Below are 16402 nucleotides of genomic sequence, written 5' to 3' on the forward strand. Positions count from 1 at the left end.
CGCACTGCGGCGAAGCCTTGAAGGTTCGTGCCGTTTTTGGGTAGTCTTCTGCCTCCCGGGAGGGTGACCCATTTGGCTGCTGACGACGTACCATTGCTTCGATCGATACAACTTGGCGCAGCCCTGTCGGCTTGCGCCTTGGGTCTGGCTTCCTGGAGCATCGAGACCGATCACTCCACGGAGCACACGCATGGCCTGTTCGAAATCCGCGAGGAGGCCAGGCGCTTCATTTCGCACGAGAACGCCAGGGGGGATCAGCAATGGGAAGTGCTGGAGCCCAATCTGAAGACGCTGGTTCCCCGATGTGCGGTCCCACTGGAAACACAGTGGACGCCGAAGAGTCTTGGCCGCTCGAAGCCGAGCGTCATGGTGATATGCACGGTCGCCGTGCCGAACTCTGTGATGAAACGCTGGGACGTACACGTCCCCGTGAAGCAGGAACCAAATCAGACGAAAGCCGCCACAGATCCCGCCTCCCCCTGAAAGAGCAGGCGTCCGAACGTGATTTGATATATCCGGATGAGATCACTGCGATTGCAACAGAGGCGACCAGACGTGAATGCATCGGTGGAATTGCGCTCCTACCCCGGACTCGACGATCGCATCGTGATCGTCCGGGTCGGCGACGAAGTGGATGCCGTGTTCGTCCGGACCGAGAGATTCAACGTCCTGATCGATACGCTTGGCACGCCCGAGCTGTGCCGGATGGCGCTGGATCTGCTCGAGGAAAGGGCCGAGGCTCGTCCGCTGGTGGTCGTCAATTCGCATATGGATTGGGATCATTTCTGGGGAAATGCCGCCATTGCCGGGCGCGCGCCGATTATCGCGCATGCCGCCGCGCTCGACCGTTTGCGCGACCCTTCCACACGAGAAGTCCTCAGCGACAAGGCGAGCCAGGAATCGCGATTTCGGAACGTCGACCTCATCGGTCCCGATATTACCTTCTCAGGCTCGATGACCCTCAACGGCGGCGATCTGACGCTGGAGCTCATTCATACGCCAGGACATACGCCCGACCATATCGCCATATGGATTCCCGAACTTCGCACCTGCCTGGCCGTCGACGCGGTGGAATACCCCATTCCCGAAGTCTGGAGCAGAACTGCTGGCGACCTTCGCCTGATCCGTTCCTCGCTCGAGCGCATACGCCACCTCAAAGCCAGACTGGTCATCCCTGCGCACGGCCGCACGTACTCTCCTTCGGCAGTCGATGAGAACCTGGCCTATTTCCAGGCCCTGGCCGATCGTGTCGGCAGTTTGAGCGAATGCCGGCTGGCGGATTCACAACTCGGCAGCTCAAGCGGCCTGCGGCTGGAAGACTTCGTCCCCATCCCCGACGGAATGCCTTCCGACACGGTGACGTTCTACCGGAGCTGTCATGAGACAAACCTCGGCGCGACGGTTCAGGCCCATATCGAAAGACTGAAATCCGCCTAGAATATCTTTGGAGATCGCGAAGTGAAACCATTGGAGGGCGGGCGAACCGCGCAGATCTGGCGCGACGGCGATACCGTCATCCGACCATCGGGCGCATGGACGCCGACGGTGCATCGGTTTTTACGCCATCTGAGGAGCAGCGGCTTTGCGAGAGCACCTGATCCCATTGAGATAACCGGCGAAAATCAGGAAGTCGTCAGCTATGTCGCCGGGCGTGTCTGCGAAGACCTGAACGATCCGTTTGTCGGATCGGAGCGCATGCTGGTTTCCGCAGCCCGGCTCCTGCGCGATTTTCATTCGGCATCTCAAGGGTTTCTGCAGAGGGATCGCGAGGTCCAGACATGGATGCTGCCGCCGCAAGAGCCGTGCGAGATCATATGCCACGGAGATTATGCGCCCTATAATGTCGCCACGGCAGAGCATGAGGCTGTCGGGATCATCGATTTCGACGCCGCCCATCCCGCACCGCGGGTATGGGATCTGGCCTATTCGGTTTATCGCTGGGCGCCCTTATCCGATCCCGCCAATCCGCATGTGCCATTCGACCTCGACGAACAACTGCGGCGGGCGGACATCTTCTGCATGGCCTATGGGGCGACGGCGGAGGAACGGCTCCAGCTCCCCGAAACGATCTGCCGGCGCCTTCAGGCGCTCGTCGATTTCATGCTGGCGAGCGCCTCAACCGGAGATGAGACATTCGTCGAGGACGTGAATGCAGGAGACGCCCGGCTTTATCTCAGCGATATCGACTATATCGGGAGCCATCGGGATCGACTGCTGAAGGCGCTGTGCTGACGCGCCTCGCCAATGCAGACGTCCCGTCTGCCGCGTGTCCGCAGCGCTCACGTATCTAGAGCCATTTCCTCCGACGGAAGAAAGTGAAGAGGAACAGACACAAGAAGGCGATGACGGCTAGCACGACGAAATAGCCATACTGGAATTTCAGTTCCGGCATATCGCTGAAATTCATCCCGTAGATGCCGGCGATTGCGGTGGGGACGGCGAGAATCGCCGCCCAGGCGGCGAGCTGGCGGGCAATCGCCGTCTGCTCCGTCTGGCCAATCATCACGCTGGCCTCGAAGGCGAAAGCGAGGACCTCGCGCAGCGCGTCGATATCCTCCTGGACCCGGCGCACGTGATCCGTCACATCGCGAAACAGCGACTGGAGCGTCGGATCCATGCCGGGAAGATCGATATGCTCGTAGCGCCGACAGACGTCGACCAGCGGCACCACGGCGTTGCGCAGCCGCAGCAGCTTGCGCCGCAACAGGTAAAGCCGCTCGATGTCGGATTTTGCCAGCTGTTCGCGCAGCACCAGATCCTCGAGCTTCTCAACCTCCTCCTGCACGACCTCGATCACCGGCATGTAATTGTCGACGATGAAATCGAGGATGGAATAGAGAATGTAATTCTCGCCGTGGGCAAGCGCCGTGGGCGTGGCCTCGCATCGTAGCCGCACCGCAAGGTACGAGGACGAGTCCCCGTGGCGAACGGAGACGACATAGCCGCGACCGACGAACAGATGCGTTTCGCCGAAGACGATTTCGTCATCCTTCATATGCGCAGTCCGGGCGACGATGAACATCGCGTCCCCATAGATCTCCAGTTTCGGGCGCTGGTGGGGCTGTGCTGCGTCCTCGATCGCCAGCGGATGGAGATTGAACTCGGCCTGAACCTGGTGCAGCAGCACTTCATCCGGCTCGTGCAGGCCGATCCAGACGATGGCATTCTCCCGGCCTCGCCATTCGCCGGCCTCTTCGATCCTGATGTCCCGAATGCGTTGCCCATGCTGGTAAACGGCGGCAGCCACGACACCGGGCCGTTCAAACGGCGGCGATGTCGAACCGCTCCCTCCCCACTTGGGAATACTGTCCAGATCCTTCAGCTGTTCCAATCCTGCCACCCTCCCATCCCTACGCATCACATATCCGCGGCCAACTCGTCCGCCGGCCCGGCGCGCAGCCGATCATAATGCTATTTGGTAAAACATGCATCATCCGCCTCGGTGGCGGCTGACTAGGCGCTTTTCGTGGCCGGACCCGGGCCGCATCATGTGTCCGTGGATATATCGTCCCAGTCCTGATCCATGTAACCGGTCAGCCAGTTGAGGGCGTAATGCCGTTCGTAAACCACGCCCTTATCCAATCTGGCGGGTGGCTCTTCGCCCTTCAGCCGCGCGTTCACGGCGGCCCAATCGTAACGGTAGACAAGGTCGGCGGCGTCGAGCAGCTCTTTCTGCGGGCGCAGCCTGGCACGCCGCATGAGCCCTTCCGTCCCCAGTTCGCGAAGCGTGTTCGCAATGAATGGCACATCGCAAATATGGTCTGGACGCTCGAGGTCCGGCGAGATTCCGAGCGCCCACAGCATGACGTGGACACCCTCGTACCGCCAGGCGAAATTCGTCCGCTCCTGATCCGAGGGATCCGGATCGTCCATGAACGCCTGTTCCTTCGGGGTGAAAAAACCTGCGGCGTTAAACTGGCGGATGAGAGCCTGACCCATTGCGTGGTCGCCGGTCTCGCCTTTGACGGCAACGATTGCAAAGGCGATCGTGCGCTGAACGACAGCCTTGGTATTGCGGCGGGTGCCCTCGTTTTCGGGCTCGATGGTCGGCAGATGATCGATGGTCGGAACGCCTTCCGATCGAAGCTGGGCGATAGACCGGGCTTTACGCGCTCCCGCCTCGTCAGCGGGTTGCGAAACGGCTGCCTGCACCGGCAGGATCAGTGCGAGATAGGCGGAAAAAATGCGCTTCATCATTATCTGGCTCCCAGCATCGCCGACGACGCATGGATAGCCATTTTCCAGTCTGAGCGGGATCCCGAGACCGAAGGCAGCGGCGATATTCCGGAAAACTGGTAAACGGCTTTTTTACATCCCGGAACAAATCGTTAAATTTTTTTCGATACAAAAGTTCTCAGCCAAACCGGTATGAGGCCGGACCTTCGATGGGGACTTTCAATGCGTCGTCCAAACATAAAATCGAGTTTGCTGTTGATTTTCAGCGGCATAGCTCTTCTTTTCGGCCTTGTCGCCTATCTCGCGGTCGACGGCCTTCGAAAGACGAACGGCTCCACCGAAGAAATTGCTGCCCATTGGCTGCCGAGCGTGCAGGCTTCCCAGGCGATCAATCTCGCCATGACGAATTTGCGCCTTGCCTATCGTGATCACATCATCGCGCAATCGGATGCGGAAAAGAAAACCCGCGAAGAGGCCATCAAAGTCGCCGAGGATACCGTCGGCAAATCGGTGGACGCCTATCTTTCGCTGGCTTCATCCGAGCACGAGCGCGACCTGATCAAGACGATCAAAGAGAGCGTTGGAGGCTACATCGCCAGCAGCTCGCAGTTGCTCGCCCTTTCCCGCGCCAACAAGACCGAAGAAGCCGGGCAATATCTGGGCGGGGAGATGCGCTCCTATTCGGACAAGCTCAAGGAAGCCACCACGACCCTGGTCGAATTGGACGTCAGCGGCAGCAACAAGGCTGCCGAACTCAGCGAGGAAACCTTCGACTCCATAGAATTCTACCTGCTTGCCACAATCGGCGTTGCAGGACTGCTCGTTCTCGGCGCCGTCGCCTTCGTGCTGACCGGCATCGCCAACCCGATTACCGGCATCACCGCCGCGATGCGGCGGCTGGCCGAGGGAGACACCGCTTCGAAGATTCCGTTTGCCGACCGCGCCGACGAAATCGGATCGATGGCGGGCGCGGTGGAGATCTTCCGCCAGGCCGCGATCACGAACAAGCGCATGGAAACGGAAGCCGAGGAAAGCCGCAACAGGGCGGAAGGCGATCGCATTGCCGCTCAGCAGCAGGCGGAAGCCGACGCCTCGGAGCGGCTGCGCATCGCCACCTCGGGTCTCGCCGCCGGTTTGAAGCGACTGGCCGCAGGCGACCTCGCCTTCCAGCTCAACGAGGCCTTCGCCCCCGACTTCGAGGCGCTGCGCCATGACTTCAACCAGTCCGTCAACCAGCTTGGCGCGACGCTGAGAGCAATTTCCGAAAGCATCGGCACGATCGACGAAGGCACGCGGGAAATCTCCTCAGGGGCGAGCGATCTTTCGAAGCGTACGGAACAGCAGGCGGCCTCGCTCGAAGAGACGGCGGCAGCGCTGGAAGAGATCACGGCAAACGTATCGAACTCCAGCAAGCGAACCGAGGAGACGCGTACGGTCGCCACGGAGGCAAATCGCAGTGCCGGGGTCTCCGCGGAAGTGGTCTCCCACGCCGAAGAGGCGATGGAGCGGATCGAGACCTCGTCGCAGCAGATTTCCAACATCATCAGCGTCATCGACGAAATCGCCTTCCAAACCAACCTTCTGGCGCTCAATGCCGGCGTCGAAGCGGCAAGAGCCGGCGAGGCCGGCAAGGGCTTTGCCGTGGTCGCCCAGGAAGTGCGCGAACTCGCACAGCGCTCGGCAAGCGCTGCCAAGGAAATCAAGGGCCTGATCCAGAACTCCTCGAAGGAAGTGGAAAGCGGCGTCAAGCTGGTGCGCGATACCGGCCAGGCCCTGAAGACCATTGGCGGCTTCATCACCCAGATCAATCACCATATGGATTCGATCGCCACCTCTGCGAAAGAGCAGTCCATCGGGCTGAGCGAAGTCAATGTTGCGGTCAACCGGATGGACCAGACGACGCAACAGAATGCGACCATGGTGCAACAGTCGACGGCGGCATCCGATTCGCTGGCGCAGCAAGCCCAGAAGCTTCGCGAACTTATCGCCCAGTTCAGGCTCGACGATGGGGCCTCCAGCCAGTCCGCAGCCCTTCGCTCGACGGCCAGAACGATGGCGCAGCCCTCTGCCCGTTCAACCATGCATGCGGTCGCCGCACGCCGCTAAAACACATGGCGGCAGGAAATCGGATATGAAAGGCGCCCGGCAATTGCCGGGCGCCTTTTCATTCGGTCATGACGCGAAGGCGGGATTGCGGCGCGCGCCCATTCTCAACACGAAATAGATCGCCCCGCCGATGGCGACGCCGAAGAACCAGCCGTAGGTGCCCCACCAGTCCGGAAGGATGGACGTGAAGGTCGGCAGGATCGAGGAGAACAGCGCCCCCACGGCAAATGCGACGAAGGCGCTGCCGTGCCATCCGCTCTGGAACCGGAACTCGCCATTCTCATGGTAGAGCGCCTCAACATTCAGCTGGCTTTTCCGGATAAGGTAATAGTCCACCATCATGATGCCGAAGATCGGCCCCATCGTCGATCCGATGAAATTGACGAAATGCGCCGCACCCGTCTCCCAGGGAGCAAACGGGTAAAGCACGAGAGCGATCAGGGCGGCGATATATCCCCCGCGTTTGAAGTTGATCTGCCGCGGGAAGACATTGGCGAAGTCGAAGGCCGGCGACACGAAGTTCGCGACGACGTTGATGCCGAGCGTTGCGATCGCAAATGTCAGCGCCGCAAGCAGCGCCAGGAACCAGCTGTCGAATTTCGCCGATATCATTTCGGGATGTAGCAAGACCTCGCCATAGACTGTGAAGGCGGCCGTGGTCGTAACACCCGCGACGAGGCAGAACGCCAGGAGATTGATCGGCAGCCCCCAGAGGTTGCCTTTCCGCAGCGCCTTTTCGCTCGTGGCATAGCGCGAGAAATCGCAGAAGTTCAGGTAGAGCGCCGCGAAATAGGTGATCCAGGTGGCCGCCACGGCGGCAAGCGCCGCGATCGAGCCGGGTTCACCCGGCACGCCGGCATCCTTGGTCTTCTCGATCAGCACTTCGCGCGGGATTTCGGAACCGAAAGAGAAGGTGCCGGATTTGACGACCAGATAGACTGCGAGGATCAGCATCATGATCCAGACGGCGGGACCGGCCCAATCCTGGAATTTGCGAACCGTTTCCATCCCCCGCTGGATGATCAGTAATTGCAAACCCCAGACGATGACGTAGCAGATGACTTCGAGGGTCGAGTGGCCGAGCAGGTGGCTGTTCTGATGGAAGGCGAGCAGGCTTTCGTTGCGGATCAGCAAGGCGACGATAGCGCCGGACGCGGCCGCGGTTTGCGCCCCATACCAGAAGCAGGCGACCACCGCGCGGACCAGTGCCGGAACATTCGCCCCGAATGTGCCGAAGGAGGCGCGCGCCAGAACCGGAAAGGGTACGCCGGTACGCACGCCGGCATTGCCGACCAGGCTCATCAGAAAGAAGATGACGAGGGATCCGATGCCGATGGCGATGACGAAATTGACGAAGCTGCCGCACAGCAGGAACAGGCTCGCCGCCAGATAATAGCCCCACAGGCTGTGGACATCAGATGTCCAGACATTGAAGATGCTGAATGCACCCCATTTGCGCTCCTCGGCGGGTGCAAGATCCTCGTTATACAACGAGGGAGACGGATTTCGTACGCTCATGAATGCCCTCCCATATCCTCGAGGTCAATTTGACCACAGGCGGAAGTCTGCTCTTCATTTGGGCATCTGACAATTTGATAGTCACATTGTACACATCTCTTGGCGATGCCTGAGGATTAGCCATCGCCGCCGGCTCTTGCTTCAGTCCATTCATTGCGCGCCGACGACACGTCCGGCCAGGCGAAACGGACTTGCCACCGCGGCGCCGGCGGCATCGAAGACATAGGCACCAACATCACCGGCGGTCGAACGCCGCCCGCTTTCGAAGGAGGCGAGCTGCGCGCCGAACTTGGCGAGCGATGCATAGCGATCATGCCCCAGCCCGTCGGAGGCCTGGATCGAAGTGATGTCGATGACCCGAAGCCTTTCCTTCAAGGCAGCCTCCTCGATGACGGGATCGTCGATATCGAGGCGCCCGACGCGCGGCCGCTCCCCCGCGATGAAACTCGAAGCCACGAGCGCCCGGTCGTCCTTCGATACGAGAAGGGATATCGGGAGCGGCATGCGCCCGATATCCTTCAGCTGGGATCGGAAGACATCGACGTCGATGTCAGGGGCGGCCAGGATTACCGCCAGCTTGGCGATGACGTCATCGCGATGTTCCAGCTTGAGCTGACGCACCGTTTCCATGACCAGGAACCCGCCCATGCTGTGGCCGAAAAGAATGATGCGTTTCACCTTCCCCGAAGCCGAAAGCGATCTGACGAGGGCGTCGAGGTCGCTGCGCGAGGAGAGCGCCGCATCCCGGTCGGCGACATAGCCGGCAACGGCCGCAGCCGAGGGCCAGGAAAATAGGATCGGTGCACCCGGAATGTTGGCGTCCGCGGCGATCTGGGCGGTGCGATAGAGCGCCTCCTGGTAGCTGTAGTTGTAGCCATGCACGAAGATGCCGACGGTGCCGTCGGGTTGCACGGAGGCGAGCGCCTGATGCACGAAGGCGTCCTTCGGCAGCTGCTTGCGCTCGACGACCGCAAATTGGCGTTCGGGATCCGGTTTTGCGCTGGGGTAAGTGATGGCGGTATTCTTCCTGCCGGAAGGGACCGAAAATGCGTACTGCTCGTAGGTGAGATTGTCAGCCCATGCACTGCCGAAGCCGCCCCGCACACTGTCGGGAGTTCTGTTGGTCGCGGCAAGAACGCTCACGCGATCCGGTGCGACGTCATCCGCATGAGAGGCTTCATCGCGATGAACCGCCAGATGGACCGGGTTCAAGACCTCTGGCGAGGGCCTCGTGGCGCAACCGGCGAGCACTGCCAGACCGATCGTGGCCAGCATCGGCGGCGCGCCCTTCGGAAGCCATTTCAAACGCAGTTCCGTCATCGAGCCGTCCCCTCGGAGACCAGGAGATGCAGCGGCCGCCCTGGCGGCCGCATGCGATATTCGGGGACACGCGTGCTCATGCTTCTGCAACGGCGTCGGCCTGGACGTCTTCATCGCGCGGGATCCGGAACCAGGCGACATAGAGCGCAGGCAGGAACAGCAGGGTGAGCGCGGTGCCGACGACGATGCCGCCCATCATGGCGTAGGCCATCGGCCCCCAGAAGATTTCGCGCGAGATCGGGATCAGCGCGAGGGTGGCGGCGGCGGCCGTCAGCATGATCGGCCGCATGCGGTGTTCGGTGGCCTCGATGACCGCCTTCCATGGCGCCATTCCTTCGCTGCGCAGATGCTCGATCTGGACGACCAGGATAACCGAGTTGCGGATCAGGATGCCGATCAGCGCCAGCACGCCGAGGATCGCGACGAAGCCCATGGGGGCGTTGCTTAGCAAGAGTGCTGCGACCACGCCGATCAGGGCCGTCGGCGCGACGGCGAACACCAGGAAGAGACGGCTGAAGCTCTGCAGCTGGATCATCAGGATCGTCGCCATCGTAAAGAGCATCAGCGGAGCGACCGCAGCGATCGGCCCTTGGGCTTCCGCGCTGGATTCGACCGCGCCACCCACTTCCACCTTGTATCCCACCGGAAGGTTCTTCTGGAACTCCTCGACCTTCGGCTTCAGCTGGTCGACGATGGTGGCCGGCTGTGTCGAACCGATGACGGCAGCCTTGAGCGTGATGGTGGGTTGCCGGTCACGACGCCAGATCGTCGGCTGCTCGAGTTCGTAGCGGAAGTTCGCCACGGCCGAAAGAGGCACGACCTTGCCGTTGGAGGTGGAAAGCTGCAGGTTCTGCAGCGTCTGGATGGAGTCCCGTTCGGATGCCCTGGCTCGCCCGATGACGTTGACCAGATAGATATCGTCGCGGACCTGCGTTGCCGTCGAGCCTTCGACGATGCCGTTGAGGGCGGTGGCAATATCCTCCGAGGAAACGCCGAGCTGGCGCGCCTTGTCCTGCAGCACGTCGACCTTCACCACGCGGGACGGCTCGTTCCAGTCCAGGACCATGTTCGACAGCAGCGGATGCGAGCCGACGACGCCGGCAAATTGCTGCGAGATGTCGCGAACCTTTTGAATATCGGGGCCGCTGATCCGGTACTGAACCGGCTTGCCCACCGGCGGGCCGATGTCGAGAAGCTTCACGAAGGCGTCGGTGCCGGGGAAGGTTTTTGTCAGATAGTCCTGCAGCTCCGCCCGCACCTTGTCGCGCACCTCGAGCCCTTTCGTGACGATGATCGTCTGTCCGAAGGTGACATCGGGTGTCTGCACGTCGAAAGACAGGATGAAGCGGGGCGCACCCTGGCCGACATAGGTCGTCCAGTGATCGATATCCTTATTGTCGGCCAGCATCTCCTTTTCGAACTTGGCCATCTGCCTGTTGGTCTCGGCGATCGAGCTGTTGTGGGGAAGATTCCAGTCGATCACGAGCTCGGTTCTGTCCGAGTTCGGGAAGAACTGCTGCTGCACCAGCCCCATGCCGCCGACCGAAAGGCCGAAGACGCCGACCGTGAGGATGATGGTGACCCAGCGCCAGCGCATCGCCAGCCCCAGAAGCCAGGAGAAGATCGAGGCGAAGCGCCCCTTCTTCTCATGATGCGACTTCATGGTCTTCGGCAGGATCGTGACGCCGAGAAGCGGAGTAAACAACACCGCCACCACCCAGGAAACGATCAGCGACACCGCGATGACCACGAACAGCGTGAAGGTGAATTCGCCGGCGGCGCTGCTGTTGAGACCAACCGGAATGAAGCCCGCGATGGTGACGAGCGTTCCCGTCAGCATCGGAAAGGCGGTCGACGTGTAGACGTAGGTGGCGGCTTTCCTGAGATCGTCGCCCGCCTCCAGGCGGGCAACCATCATCTCGACGGCGATCATCGCGTCATCAACGAGCAGTCCGAGCGCGATGATGAGCGCGCCGAGCGAGATACGCTGAAGCGAAATGCCGGAATATTCCATCACCACGAAGGTGATGGCGAGCACGAGAGGTATGGAGATCGCCACCACCATGCCGGCGCGAAGACCGAGACTGATGAAGCTGATGACGAGCACGATGACGATTGCTTCGAAGAGTGCGCGGGTAAAGCCGGACACCGCTTCGTCGACGACGGCAGGCTGGTCGGAAACGCGGTGGACGTCCACGCCGATCGGAAGATCGGCGACGACGCGCTTCATCTGTGCGTCCAGCGCCTCGCCGAATTCCAGGAGATTGGCGCCCTGCTTCATGCCGATGGCAAGCCCGATGGCGGGCTGGCCCTTGAACCGGAACAGCGACGAGGGCGGATCGACGTAGCCGCGTTTGATCGTGGCGACATCGGTCAACGGGAAGAAGCGGTCGTTGATCCTGAGGTTGATCGTCCGGAGGCTTTCCTCGGAAGTGAACTGTCCGCTCACCCGCAGGGCGATGCGCTCCGGCCCGGCATCGACGAAGCCGGACTGGGTGACGGCATTCTGCGCCTGCAGGGTCTGGATGACCGACTGCTGGTCGATGCCGAGTGCTGCGATCTGGCGCGTGGAGAACTCCAGATAGATCGCCTCGTCCTGAGCGCCGATCACATCGACCTTGCCGACGTTGGGCACGGTCAGAACCTCGGAGCGGGCATTTTCGACGAGATCGCGAAGCTGCCGCTGGGTCAGTCCGTCGCTCGTGAAGGCGTAGATATTGCCGAACACGTCGCCGAAGCGATCATTGAAGAAGGGACCGACGACCCCGCTCGGGAAATCGCCCTTGATGTCGGCGATCATGTTGCGGATGCGCAGCCAGGTCGGTGCGACATCCCTGGCCTTGGTCGTCGGCAGCAGTTCGACGAAGACGGTCGTCTGGCCGGCAACGGTCTCGCTCTTGGTGTAGTCGAGCGATTCCAGTTCCTGGAGCTTTTTCTCGATCCTGTCGGTCACCTGCCGCGTCACCTCTTCGGCGGAGGCGCCGGGCCACTGGGCGGTGATCACCATCGTCTTGATCGTGAAGTTCGGGTCTTCCTCGCGGCCGAGGTTCAGATAAGAGAAGGTGCCTGCGAGAATGAAGACGATCATGAAGTACCAGACGAGCGAACGGTGTTCGAGCGCCCAGTCGGAAAGGTTGAAGGACTTCACTGGCTGATCTCCTGGTCGATCCTGATGGTCTGGCCATCTTCAAGTTTATGCACGCCTGCCACGACCACCCGTTCTCCAGCGGCGATCCCTTCGGTGACGCGGACGGTACCGCCGTCTTCGACGTCGCCGTCGATCGTCACGCGGCGCAGCGATACCTTTTTGGCCGGCGCGTCGACGATCCAGACGCTCGGGCCGTCGCTGCCGACAAGGATGGCAGAGGAAGGCAGAACGATCTGCGGATCGGCGGCAATGGTTGCCGAGGCCGAGATGACGGAGCCGAGCCTGAAAGTTTCAGGCGGATCGCTGAGCGCGATCTTGGTTCTGCTCGTGCGGGTGGCGGTCTCCGCCTCCGGCGCGATCTCGCGCACCACCCCGGATGTGCGGATGGTCGGATCGAGCTGCAGCGTCACTTCGAAAGGCGCGCCGATTTTCAGTTTCTGGGCGGCTGCCTGTGGCACATCGACCACGGCGTCGCGCCTGTCCGGCCGGGCGATGGTCACGACCGTCTGGCCGGCCGAGACGACCTGTCCGACCTCGGCCGAGGTCGCCGTCACCACGCCATCGAATTCCGCCTGAAGCTGCGCGTAGCCGAGCTGCTCCTTGGCCTTGTCGAGGTTGGCCTGCGCCTTGGCGACGGCGGCCGCGGCCGTCCGTCTCGCCTGCTCGGCCTCTTCGAGCGAGGCTTCCGTGCCGGAACGCGACTCCACCAGCGCCCGCTGGCGCTGCTCCGTGGTCACCGCGTTTCTGAGCTGGGCGTCGCTGTTCTCCACGTCCGACTGTGCGTTACGCACGGCAAGCTCCAGCGCCAGCGGATCGATGGCGGCGACGACGTCGCCCCGCTTGACGATATCCCCGACATTGACATTGCGGGCGATCATCCGCCCGAGAATCCGGAAGCCGAGTTCGGTCTCGATCGTCGGTTCGATCGTGCCGGTCAGGCTGAGGCTCGAAACGGACGTCTGTTTGACTGTCATCGACAGCACGGGACGGGGCGCATCCTCCTTGCTTTCCTCCTGCTTCGTGCAGGAGGAAATCAGGGCCGTACCCATCATCAGGGCGACTATCTTGGGACGAATACTCACTTGGAAGCTTCCTTGACATAAGACACGATTTCAGCCGGCCTGAGGAACTTGGTCCCGTCGGTCACCACGACGTCACCCGCCGACACGCCTGATTTGACGATGAAGCTGCCGGTCTCGTAGCCGGCGACATCCACAGCCCTTGCCGAAACCGCAGAGGATGCGGGATCGACGATCCAGACGGCCGGCTTGCCGTCCTTGGACGTCATGGCGGACCAGGGAAGCTGGATGACGTTCTGCGAGACGTAATTGAATCTCCCGACGACGGGAGCGCCGAGGGGAATGGGCGCGTCGCTCGATATCGCAACCTTGACCTTGATGGTTCCGGTGGAGGAATCGATGGTCGGCGAAATCTCGCGCACCTTCGCCGCGATCTTCTGTGAAGGGTCCGACAGAAGGGTCACAGTTCCGTCGCCGTCGATCGGGCGTAGGAACGCGCTTTCGACCACCTCGAAGACGGCATCGCGGTCGCCGCCATGGGCAAGGGTGAAGACGACCTGCGCGGCCTGCGCCACCTGCCCGACCTCGGCATTGCGGGCGGTGATCATCCCGTCGGCATCCGCCTTCAGCTCCGTGTAGGACAAAGTGTCCTGAGCCGTTTCCAACAGCGCCTGCGCCGACTTCGTCGATGCCTGCGCGGTCAGAAGCGCCTCCTGCGCCTGGTCGAGCGCCGCGCGCGTCGTCACCTGCGTTCGAAATAGGCTCTGCTGACGGTCATAGGCGAGCTGTGCCTGGGTCTGCTGGGCTTCAGCCGACTGAAGATTGGCAGCCGCCACATCCAGTTCGGCCTTCTGCTCTTCCGGATCGATCCGCGCCAGCAACTGCCCCGCCTTCACGGACTGTCCGACTTCCACCAGCCGTTCGATGATCTTGCCGCTGACACGGAAGGACAGATCGGTCTGGACACGTGCGCGAACTTCCCCGGTGATCGCACCGCCCTCAACCAGCGGCTCGGGTTTGGCGACGACGACGGTGACCTGCCGCGGGGTGGACTCAGTCGGCCCGCCCGCATCGCTGCATGATCCGAGACCGATGGCGCATACGATCGCTGTGGCGACCAGAATGGTTCTCATAGTTGACCTCTTGCTCTCAACGGCAGCTGCTATATAATTGACTGACGCATTAGTCAATGAAACTTTGTGCCGCAGGGGACGAGGCGCGCACGACACGGGAGGCAAGGAAAAAAATGGCAACTCCGAAGAAACTCACACGCGCGGAACAGAAAGCGCTGCGGCCCATCCAGATCCTGGATGCGGCCTTCGAAGAATTCGTCAGAAGCGGTTTTTCGGGCACGCGTGTGGAAGACATCGCCGAAAGGGTCAACGTCACCAAAGGCACGGTCTATGTCTACTTCGAGACGAAGGAGAAGCTTTTCGAAGCGATGATCCACCATTTCTCCGTGCCGTTTCAGGAGTTGCTGGAGACGGCCGAGGGCCTCAGCGGCAGCGCTACCGACAGGCTGCTTTCCATTCTCGGCCTGCTTTACGAGCAAATTGCCGAGGATCGCACGACCCGCGAATTGACGCGGCTCGTCATATCCGAAGGGCAGCGGTTTCCCGACCTGATCGACCGCCACCATGATGAGTTCATTGCGCCGATCATCGCCAAGGTCGACGGCCTCATTCTGGAGGGCGTGGCGTCGGGGGAATTTCGGGCAATTCCGGTGGAATTCTCCGACATCGTGGTCGCACCCATCCTGACGACGACGGTTCTCAGGCTTATATTCGACGACCGCCGCGAGCCGCCCCCCAACAAGGAGGCCTTCCTGCGGGCCTATTTCGACCTGCTGCTGCACGGCCTGCTGGCCAAGCCTCACTGATCACAGAATGACGAAAAATACCGCGCAAAGCGCATAGCTTTTCTCAAGTTTTTATGTGAAAACATCGAGTTAGCGATGCCTTCGAAGGCATAGCCTCAATTCGTGACGGAAAAAGTGGAACGCAAAGTCAATCTCAAGGATGTCGCGCGCGATGCCGACGTGTCGCTGAGCACGGCCTCGCACGCGCTGAACGGAACCGCGCCGCTGACGATCGAGGTGCGCGAGAGGGTTCTCGACTCGGCCAAACGCCTGGGTTACCTCGACCGCCGGAGGAAGAAGGCGACGATCGCGGCCTTGCGCGTTCTGCTGCTTGCCATTCCCGACGACGCCGCGCCGCAGAGCGATCTCAACCTGGTGAGCTGGACGATCCTCAACGGCCTTCGACGGGAGTGCGAGCGCCGCGGCATCAGGATCGTGCCTTTCGTCAGCACCGGCCGACGCATCGACGGCGCTCAGGTCAGGCAGATCGCGCTCACGGAGCGCGCCGACGGCATCGTGATCCTGAACGACGATCAGCCGGAACTGATCCGAAGCCTCGCCTTCCCCGACATGCCCGTCGTCCTCGTTAACGGCGAGGATCCAGCCATGCTGGTCGATACGGTCACGCCCGAAAACCGTTTCGGCGCGCGGCTCGGCATCGAGCACCTGCTGGGGCTCGGGCATCGCCGCATCCTGCACCTGACCTGGAAGGGCCGCACCACGATCCAGCGCCGGTATGACGGCTTTTCCGATGCCTATCTCGCCGCTCAGCTTCCCGTGCCGGAGGATATGATCGTCGAGGCCGAAGGATATGAGCCGAGGCATGGCGAGGCTGCCATCAACGCGCTGCTCGACCGCGATCCCACAATGAAAGGAGCGACGGCCGTCTTCTGCGCCGCCGACAATCTGGCGCTCGGCTGTTTGAAGGCCTTGGCCGATCGCGACATCCGTGTGCCCGAAGCGATTTCCGTCCTCGGCTTCGACGACATCGTCCCCGGCGAATTCAGCCGTCCGCCGCTTTCGACGATCAGCGTTCCCACCGACAGGCTCGGCGCCGCCGCTTTGGCGCTCATCGAGCAGCGGCTGATCGCCAACGACCCGCAGCGGCCGGCCCATCGCCTGGAGCTCGGATGCCATCTCGTCTTGAGGGGTAGCGTCGCGCCGCCGCGCTAATGTCTAGTTCCGGGCACTAGGCTGAATTCCCGGCATTTTCGTAAAACGGAATTGGAGAGATCCAGGCGATCACGTGCGAACCTC

At 61.6% G+C, this 16402-nt stretch carries 13 protein-coding genes; 6 read left to right on the plus strand and 7 right to left on the minus strand.

Translation table 11 applies throughout. From position 1 onward, the window contains the following. Positions 1-93 precede the first annotated feature (93 nt). The 3 genes from FHT75_RS30040 to FHT75_RS30050 all read left to right on the plus strand — a co-directional run bounded on the left by FHT75_RS30040 (position 94) and on the right by FHT75_RS30050 (position 2232). Positions 94-483: a hypothetical protein gene (locus FHT75_RS30040; protein WP_097631291.1), complete on the plus strand. Its 390-nt coding sequence runs from the start codon at positions 94-96 to the stop codon at positions 481-483. 72 nt (positions 484-555) lie between these two features. Beyond that, positions 556-1437 carry an MBL fold metallo-hydrolase gene (locus FHT75_RS30045; RefSeq protein WP_183845428.1) on the plus strand — a complete coding sequence of 294 codons (882 nt, stop codon included), beginning with the start codon at positions 556-558 and terminating at the stop codon, positions 1435-1437. Between the two features lie 21 nt (positions 1438-1458). Further along, on the plus strand, positions 1459-2232 hold the full coding sequence (locus FHT75_RS30050; protein ID WP_183845427.1) for an aminoglycoside phosphotransferase family protein: 774 nt from the start codon (positions 1459-1461) through the stop codon (positions 2230-2232). A 55-nt stretch (positions 2233-2287) separates the two neighbouring features. On the opposite strand, the gene FHT75_RS30055 is transcribed toward FHT75_RS30050, so the two are convergent. Next, positions 2288-3331 carry a magnesium and cobalt transport protein CorA gene (locus FHT75_RS30055; protein WP_183845434.1) on the minus strand — a complete coding sequence of 348 codons (1044 nt, stop codon included), beginning with the start codon at positions 3329-3331 and terminating at the stop codon, positions 2288-2290. Between the two features lie 155 nt (positions 3332-3486). Continuing rightward, positions 3487-4197, minus strand: coding sequence for a DUF4272 domain-containing protein (locus FHT75_RS30060; RefSeq protein ID WP_183845426.1), 711 nt, complete (start codon positions 4195-4197; stop codon positions 3487-3489). A gap of 201 nt (positions 4198-4398) precedes the next feature. Here FHT75_RS30060 and FHT75_RS30065 point away from each other — a divergent pair, with 201 nt between their 5' ends. Continuing rightward, positions 4399-6282, plus strand: a complete 1884-nt coding sequence (locus tag FHT75_RS30065; RefSeq protein ID WP_183845425.1) for a methyl-accepting chemotaxis protein — start codon at positions 4399-4401, stop codon at positions 6280-6282. Between the two features lie 66 nt (positions 6283-6348). Here the strand turns inward: FHT75_RS30065 and FHT75_RS30070 are convergent, their stop codons facing one another. From FHT75_RS30070 to FHT75_RS30090, 5 genes are all read right to left on the minus strand, one after another. Beyond that, positions 6349-7800, minus strand: a complete 1452-nt coding sequence (locus FHT75_RS30070; RefSeq protein ID WP_183845424.1) for an NCS1 family nucleobase:cation symporter-1 — start codon at positions 7798-7800, stop codon at positions 6349-6351. Positions 7801-7950: 150 nt separating this feature from the next. After that, positions 7951-9120, minus strand: a complete 1170-nt coding sequence (locus tag FHT75_RS30075; RefSeq protein ID WP_168332709.1) for an alpha/beta hydrolase — start codon at positions 9118-9120, stop codon at positions 7951-7953. Between the two features lie 76 nt (positions 9121-9196). Continuing rightward, complete coding sequence (locus FHT75_RS30080; protein WP_097631273.1) at positions 9197-12268, minus strand: efflux RND transporter permease subunit; 3072 nt, start codon at positions 12266-12268, stop codon at positions 9197-9199. Then, positions 12265-13350, minus strand: a complete 1086-nt coding sequence (locus FHT75_RS30085) for an efflux RND transporter periplasmic adaptor subunit (RefSeq protein ID WP_029868245.1) — start codon at positions 13348-13350, stop codon at positions 12265-12267. Before FHT75_RS30085 ends, FHT75_RS30080 begins: the two co-directional genes overlap by 4 nt. After that, positions 13347-14420 (minus strand): efflux RND transporter periplasmic adaptor subunit, encoded by a 1074-nt coding sequence (locus tag FHT75_RS30090; RefSeq protein ID WP_063473553.1) that lies wholly within the window; start codon positions 14418-14420, stop codon positions 13347-13349. Before FHT75_RS30090 ends, FHT75_RS30085 begins: the two co-directional genes overlap by 4 nt. A 113-nt stretch (positions 14421-14533) precedes the next feature. Between FHT75_RS30090 and FHT75_RS30095 the strand changes: the two genes are divergently transcribed. After that, positions 14534-15166: a TetR/AcrR family transcriptional regulator gene (locus FHT75_RS30095; protein ID WP_029868247.1), complete on the plus strand. Its 633-nt coding sequence runs from the start codon at positions 14534-14536 to the stop codon at positions 15164-15166. Positions 15167-15268: 102 nt separating this feature from the next. Then, positions 15269-16318 carry a LacI family DNA-binding transcriptional regulator gene (locus FHT75_RS30100; protein ID WP_244604831.1) on the plus strand — a complete coding sequence of 350 codons (1050 nt, stop codon included), beginning with the start codon at positions 15269-15271 and terminating at the stop codon, positions 16316-16318. The last annotated feature ends 84 nt before the right edge of the window (positions 16319-16402 follow it).

Origin of the sequence: Rhizobium sp. BK112, from assembly GCF_014193215.1 — a bacterium.
Classification (GTDB): Bacteria; Pseudomonadota; Alphaproteobacteria; order Rhizobiales; family Rhizobiaceae; genus Rhizobium; species Rhizobium anhuiense.

Coding starts and splice junctions, on each gene's coding strand:
- FHT75_RS30075 (WP_168332709.1), bottom strand. CDS start 9,120: ATGACGGAACTGCGTTTGAAATGGCTTCCGAAGGGCGCGCCGCCGATG.
- FHT75_RS30060 (WP_183845426.1), bottom strand. CDS start 4,197: ATGATGAAGCGCATTTTTTCCGCCTATCTCGCACTGATCCTGCCGGTG.
- FHT75_RS30070 (WP_183845424.1), bottom strand. CDS start 7,800: ATGAGCGTACGAAATCCGTCTCCCTCGTTGTATAACGAGGATCTTGCA.
- FHT75_RS30065 (WP_183845425.1), top strand. CDS start 4,399: ATGCGTCGTCCAAACATAAAATCGAGTTTGCTGTTGATTTTCAGCGGC.
- FHT75_RS30095 (WP_029868247.1), top strand. CDS start 14,534: ATGGCAACTCCGAAGAAACTCACACGCGCGGAACAGAAAGCGCTGCGG.
- FHT75_RS30090 (WP_063473553.1), bottom strand. CDS start 14,420: ATGAGAACCATTCTGGTCGCCACAGCGATCGTATGCGCCATCGGTCTC.